The sequence below is a fragment of the Nocardia sp. NPDC046763 genome (genome assembly GCF_040645495.1).
Taxonomy (GTDB): Bacteria; Actinomycetota; Actinomycetes; order Mycobacteriales; family Mycobacteriaceae; genus Nocardia.
Map to the genome: position 1 here is coordinate 1 of NZ_JBEYYI010000074.1, position 6,131 is coordinate 6,131.

The 6,131-nt window shown below is 68.9% G+C and carries 6 protein-coding genes; 4 read left to right on the forward strand and 2 right to left on the reverse strand.

The window, feature by feature from the left end:
- Nucleotides 1-376, reverse strand: a 376-nt coding sequence (locus tag ABZ909_RS43310; protein WP_357012285.1) for an SDR family NAD(P)-dependent oxidoreductase, incomplete at its 3' end; no start/stop codon positions are given.
- A 20-nt stretch (nucleotides 377-396) separates the two neighbouring features.
- Nucleotides 397-1,617: an acyl-CoA dehydrogenase family protein gene (locus ABZ909_RS43315; protein WP_357012287.1), complete on the reverse strand. Its 1,221-nt coding sequence runs from the start codon at nucleotides 1,615-1,617 to the stop codon at nucleotides 397-399.
- Between the two features lie 71 nt (nucleotides 1,618-1,688).
- On the opposite strand from ABZ909_RS43315, the gene ABZ909_RS43320 reads away from it, so the two are divergent.
- The 4 genes from ABZ909_RS43320 to ABZ909_RS43335 all read left to right on the forward strand — a co-directional run.
- Nucleotides 1,689-3,236 (forward strand): FadD3 family acyl-CoA ligase, encoded by a 1,548-nt coding sequence (locus ABZ909_RS43320; protein WP_357012274.1) that lies wholly within the window; start codon nucleotides 1,689-1,691, stop codon nucleotides 3,234-3,236.
- Nucleotides 3,237-3,307: 71 nt separating this feature from the next.
- Entirely contained in the window at nucleotides 3,308-4,225 is a 918-nt protein-coding gene (locus ABZ909_RS43325; RefSeq protein ID WP_357012276.1) for an enoyl-CoA hydratase, read from the forward strand.
- Nucleotides 4,226-5,356, forward strand: coding sequence for an acyl-CoA dehydrogenase family protein (locus ABZ909_RS43330; RefSeq protein ID WP_357012278.1), 1,131 nt, complete (start codon nucleotides 4,226-4,228; stop codon nucleotides 5,354-5,356).
- Nucleotides 5,357-5,372: 16 nt separating this feature from the next.
- Nucleotides 5,373-6,131, forward strand: a 759-nt coding sequence (locus ABZ909_RS43335; protein WP_357012281.1) for an acyl-CoA dehydrogenase family protein, incomplete at its 3' end; no start/stop codon positions are given.

Below are 6,131 nucleotides of genomic sequence, written 5' to 3' on the forward strand. Positions count from 1 at the left end.
CCCACTGCTCGTCGGTCATGTCCACGACCGGCACCTCGCCACCGAGGCCCGCGTTGTTGACCATGATGTCGATCCGGCCCAGCGCCGCGACGGCACCGGCGACCAGCGCGTCCACCTGTTCGGTCGAGCTGACGTCGCAGGGCACGGAAGCGATTCGGCGGTCCGGGAATTCGGCCTGCAGCGCCTGCTCGGTCTCCTTCAGGCGGCGCTCGTGCCAGTCGGAGATCACCACGTCCGCGCCCTCGGAGAGCAGGCGGCGCGCGGTGGCCGAACCGATGCCGGTGCCCGCGGCGGCGGTCACCACCGCGATCTTGCCCGCGAGCAGGTTGTGGCCGGGGGTGATTTCGGGGGCGGTGGACAGGTCCACAGTGCCCAATTGACGTTCGCTTCGCTCACTCACGGTCGAGCCTCTCGGGGAAGTCCGAGCACGCGCTCGGAGATGATATTGCGCTGCACTTCGTTCGAACCGCCGTAGATGGTGTCCGCACGGGTGAAGAGGAACATGCGCTGCCAGGCGTTGAGGTCATCACCCGGGCCGTCGGCGATCAGGCCGGGCGCGCCGAGCACGTCCATGGCCAATTCACCCAGGCCGCGATGCCAATTGGCCCACAGCAGCTTGGTCACCGACGCCTGCCCGGCGGCGGTGCGGGCATCCACGGAGGCTCCGTCGTGTCCGGACTCCAGGGTGCGCAGCACGTGCGCGCGCAACACCCGCAGGCCGACCCACGCCTTGTCGAAACGGTCCGCGAGGACCGGGTTCTCGATCGCCCCGTTCTCCCGGGCCACGGCCTCGAGGTCGGCGAGTTCGCGCGCGTAGCGGATCTGCTGGCCGACGGTGGAGATGCCGCGCTCGAAGGTGAGCGTGCCCATGGCGACCTTCCAGCCGTCGCCGGGCTGCCCGACCACCAGATCGGCGGCGGTGCGGGCATTGTCGAAGAAGACCTCGTTGAACTCCGCGGTCCCGGTGAGCTGGATGATGGGCCGCACCTCGACGCCCGGCTGCTTCATGGGAACGAGCAGGTAGGACAGGCCGTGGTGGCGGGTCGAGCCCTTCTCGGTGCGGGCGACCACGAAGCACCAGTCGGACAGGTGCGCCAGCGAAGTCCAGATCTTCTGGCCGTTGATCACCCATTCGTCGCCCTCGAGCTGGGCGGAGGTGGTGACGGCAGCCAGGTCCGAACCCGCGCCCGGCTCCGAATAGCCCTGGCACCACAGCTCGGTGACATTGCGAATGCCCGGCAGGAAGCGCTTCTTCTGCTCCTCGGTGCCGAAGGCGATGACCGTGGGTCCGAGCAGTTCCTCGCCGAGGTGTGAAACCCGGCTCGGGGCATCGGCTTTGGCGTATTCCTCGTGGAAGATGACCTGCTGGCGCAGGGTGGCGTCGCGGCCGCCCCACTCCTTGGGCCAGCCCAGGCAGGTCAGGCCGGCGGCGGCGAGGGCGCGATCCCATTCGAGCCGCTCCTCGAAAGCCTCGTGCTCGCGCCCGGGACCACCCAGACCGCGCAGCTCGCGGAACTGGCCGTTCAGGTTCTCGGCCAGCCATTCGCGCACCTCAGCACGGAATTCGGCGTCCTCGGGGGGCTCAGTCCCGCTGGCCGGTTCGGGGGTCTGGATCATGCTCACGTCGGTAGAGTAACCTACCAAGCACTTGCTTTGTTAGACCCATTCCCGGACAGCGAGGAAGCCCTGTGACATCTCCTCCGCAGACCACACCGCTCGCCCTGCACGCGGCCGCGCACGCCTACGGTGACGCGCCCGCTGTCGGCGACGGTGCCGTGCGACTGAGCTGGTCGCAACTGCTGGACTCGGTGCGTGAGACCGCGCGTGCGCTGATGGCGCGCGGCATTCAGCGCGGCGACCGCATCGGCATCTGGGCGCCCAACACGCATCACTGGGTGACCGCGGTTCTGGCGAGCCACTACGTGGGTGCGGCGATCGTTCCGCTCAATACCCGGTACGTGGCCGCCGAGGCGGCGGATGTGCTGTCGCGGGTTCACGCCAAGGCGCTGTTCATCACGGGCGGATTCCTGGGGCGCGACCGGTTGACCGAACTGCGAACCGCCGCACCGGAACTGGGCATCGAGACCACCATCGTGATCCCCGTCGAGGGCGAGGCCCCCGTCGAGGACGCCATCGTATGGTCGGAACTGGGCAAGGTGGCCGAGGCGGTGAGCCTCGAGGAGGTCATCGCCCGCGCGGAATCGGTGTCGCCGGACGATCTTTCGGACATCCTGTTCACCTCCGGCACCACCGGGCGCAGCAAGGGCGTGCTGATCGCGCACCACCAGGTGCTGGGCAGCGCCCGGGCCTGGGCCGACTGCGCGACGCTGAACAACACCGACCGCTATCTGATCGTGCCGCCGTTCTTCCACAGCTTCGGGTACAAGGCGGGCATCATCACCAGCCTGGTCACCGGGGCGACCATGATTCCGCAGGCCGTATTCGACGTGCGGGAGACCATGCGGCTCATCCACGACGAGCGCATCACCGTGCTGACCGGTCCGCCGACCATCCACCAGACCATCCTCGACCACCCGGAGCGCGACGGGGCGGACCTGTCCAGCCTGCGCGTCGCGGTCACCGGCGCGGCCACGGTGCCGGTCGTGCTCATCGAAAGAATGCGCAGCGAGCTCGATTTCGAGGTGGTGCTGACCGCGTACGGGCAGACCGAATCCGGCGGGTTCGGCACCATGTGCCGGCCCGAGGACTCCAGCGAGACCATCGCCAATACCTGCGGGCGTACCATCGACGGCTTCGAGATGAAGCTCGCCGACAATGGTGAACTGCTGCTGCGCAGCGACCAGGTGATGCGCGGCTACCTCGACGATCCGCAGGCCACGGCCGCGACCATCGACGCCGATGGCTGGCTGCATACCGGTGACGTCGCCGTCATCGACGACCGCGGCTACATGAAGGTCACCGACCGGCTCAAGGACATGTACATCTCCGGCGGCTTCAATGTGTATCCCGCCGAGGTGGAACAGACCATGGCCCGGCTCGCGGGTGTCGCCGAGACCGCGGTCATCGGCGTGCCGGACGAGCGCATGGGCGAGGTCGGCAAGGTGTTCGTGGTGCGCCGGTCCGGCTCGGAGCTGACCGCCGACGATGTGAAGGCCTACGCCAAGGCACAGCTGGCCAACTTCAAGGTGCCCAAGTACGTGGAATTCCGCGACGAGCTGCCCTACAACGCCGCCGGAAAGGTTCTCAAGCGGCAACTACGTGAGGAGATCGCGTGAGCGAGTCGAGCCCGGAGGCGGCAGCGGAGCGTAACCACGTAGGGCTCTCGATCACGCGCAAAGGAGACAGTGTGAGCCAGGAACTGGGACCCATCCCGGACGAGGGCGAGGTCGTCCTCTACGAGAAGCGGGGGCCGATCGCGGTCGTCACGCTGAACCGGCCGGACTACCGCAATGCGCAGAACTCGGTCATGACCTACGCGCTCGACGCCGCCTTCGTGCGGGCCGTCGAGGATCCGGAGGTCAAGGTGATCGTGCTGGGCGGCGCCGGAAAGCATTTCAGTGCGGGCCACGACATCGGCACGCCGGGCCGCGACCACCACATCAAGTACGAGAACAAAGCCGCGCTGTGGTGGGACCACACCGATCGCCCGGGTGGCGATCAGCGCTTCGCCCGTGAGTCCGAGGTCTATCTGGGCATGTGCCGCCGCTGGCGGGAGATCCCCAAGCCGACCATCGCCATGGTGCAGGGCGCGTGCATCGCGGGTGCGCTCATGCTGGCCTGGTCCTGCGACATGATCGTGGCCTCCGAGGACGCGTTCTTCTCCGATCCGGTTGTCCGCATGGGCATTCCGGGCGTCGAGTACTTCGCGCACCCGTGGGTGCTGGGGCCGCGCCGCGCCAAGGAGATCCTGTTCACCGGTGAGCGTTTCACCGCCGCACAGGCTTACGAATGGGGCATGGTCAATCGTGTCGTCCCGCGCTCGGATCTGGAGACCGAGACCTTCGCGCTGGCCGACAAGATCGCGGAGATGCCGCAGTTCGGGCTGGCGCTGACCAAGAAGGCCGTCAATCAGTGTGAGGACCTCATGGGCATGCGGGCCGGCATGGACTCGGTGTTCGGGCTGCACCACTTCGCGCACGCTCACAATGCCGAGGTCGGCGCGGACTCGCTGGGCGGGATGAACGCCAAGTCCATGAAGGCCGCCGCGACCGACGCCGCTGTCGGCCGCGAAACAGAATCCGCCAACAACGACGGGGCGAAATAAGTGGATCTCGAATTCGACGCCAAGACAGAGGAGTTCCGCGCCGAGGTGCGCGAGTTCCTGGCGGCCCATGTGCCCGCCACTCCCCTGCCCTCCATGGACACCAAGGAGGGCTTCGAGGCGCACCGCGCGTGGGAGGCCAAGCTCGCCGAGGCCCGCCTATCGTGTGTGGCCTGGCCCGCCGAGTACGGCGGCCGCGACGCCTCGCTGACCGAGTGGGTCATCTTCGAGGAGGAGTACTACGCCGCGGGCGCGCCGGGCCGCGTCTCGCAGAACGGCATCTTCCTGCTCGCGCCGACCCTGTTCGAGCACGGCTCGCCGGAGCAGCTGGCCCGCATCCTGCCGAGAATGGCACGCGCCGACGACATCTGGGCCCAGGCCTGGTCGGAGCCGGAGGCCGGCTCCGATCTGGCGGGCATCCGCTCCACCGCCAAGCGCACCGAGGGCGGCTGGCTGCTCAACGGCCAGAAGACCTGGAGTTCGCGAGCCTCGTTCGCGGACTGGGGTTTCGGCCTGTTCCGCAGCGACCCGGAGGCCGAGCGCCACCGCGGCCTGACCTACCTGATGTTCCCGCTCACCGCGGAAGGCATTACGGTGCGGCCGATTCCGCAGCTGGACGGCGAGCCGGGCTTCGCGGAGATCTTCCTGGACAACGTGTTCGTGCCGGATGCGGACGTGATCGGCGAGCCGAACAACGGCTGGAAGGTCGCCATGGCGACCTCCAGCAATGAGCGCGGCCTGTCGCTGCGTTCGCCGGGCCGGTTCAATGCCACCGCCAACAAGCTCATCGAGCTGTGGCGCGGCGCGGCCGCCGAGTCCGACACCGCCCTCGCCGACCGCGTGGTCGACGCCTGGGTGGGTGCGGAGGCGTACCGCCTCAACACCTGGGCCACCGTGACCCGACTGGCCGAGGGCGGTCAGCTCGGCGCGGAATCCTCGGTGAACAAGGTGTTCTGGTCGGATCTGGACATCGCCATGCACGAGACCGCGCTCGACCTGCACGGCGCGGCCGCGGAACAGGAATCGGCCTGGACCGACGGCTACCTGTTCTCGCTGGCGGGCCCGATCTACGCCGGTACCAACGAGATCCAGCGCAATATCATCGCCGAACGCCTGCTCGGCCTGCCGCGATAGCCACCCGGAGGACGACATGCGATTCGCATTGACCGCAGAACAGAACGATTTCGCCGCCAGCCTGCGCAAGATGGGCGAGGCCGCCAAGACTCCCGGCGTCGTCCGGGCGTGGGGCGCGGGCGATTCCGCCGCCGGGCGCGCACTCATCGGCCAGCTGGCCGAGGCGGGCGCGCTGGGCCTGACCGTCACCGAGGAGAACGGCGGCTTCGGCGCGGGCCCGGTCGAGATGATCGTGGCCTTCACCGAGATCGGCCGGGCCGCGGTGCCGGGCCCGCTGGTGGAGACCGCCGCCGCGATTCCCGCACTGCTGCAGGCGCTTCCGGACTCGGCACTCGCCGCCGAGCGGCTGCCCGAGCTGGCCGAGGGCGCGAAGCTGGGCACCCTCGCGGTGACCGCCACGGCCGGCGCGAATGCGGGCCGGGCCGAGGGCGCGGCCACCGCGCTGGACGCCGACATCGCCGACCTGGTGCTGATCGCCGAGGGCGACCGCATCGCGCTGGCCACCGTCGGTGGCCTGGTGACGTCGGTCGACGCCGCTCGCCGCTTGTTCACCGTGACCGCCGGCGAGACCCTGGCCGAGGGCGAAGGCGTCAGCGCCGCCATCGATCTCGCCTTCGACACCGCCGCCCTGGCCGCCGCCGCGCAGCTGCTCGGTGCGGGCCGGGCGCTGCTGGACACCAGCGTCGAGTACGTCAAGCAGCGGCAGCAGTTCGGCACCCCGATCGGGCGCTACCAGGCCATCAAGCACCACGTGGCCAATGCCCACATCGGGCTG

Coding starts and splice junctions, on each gene's coding strand:
- ABZ909_RS43315 (WP_357012287.1), bottom strand. CDS start 1,617: ATGATCCAGACCCCCGAACCGGCCAGCGGGACTGAGCCCCCCGAGGAC.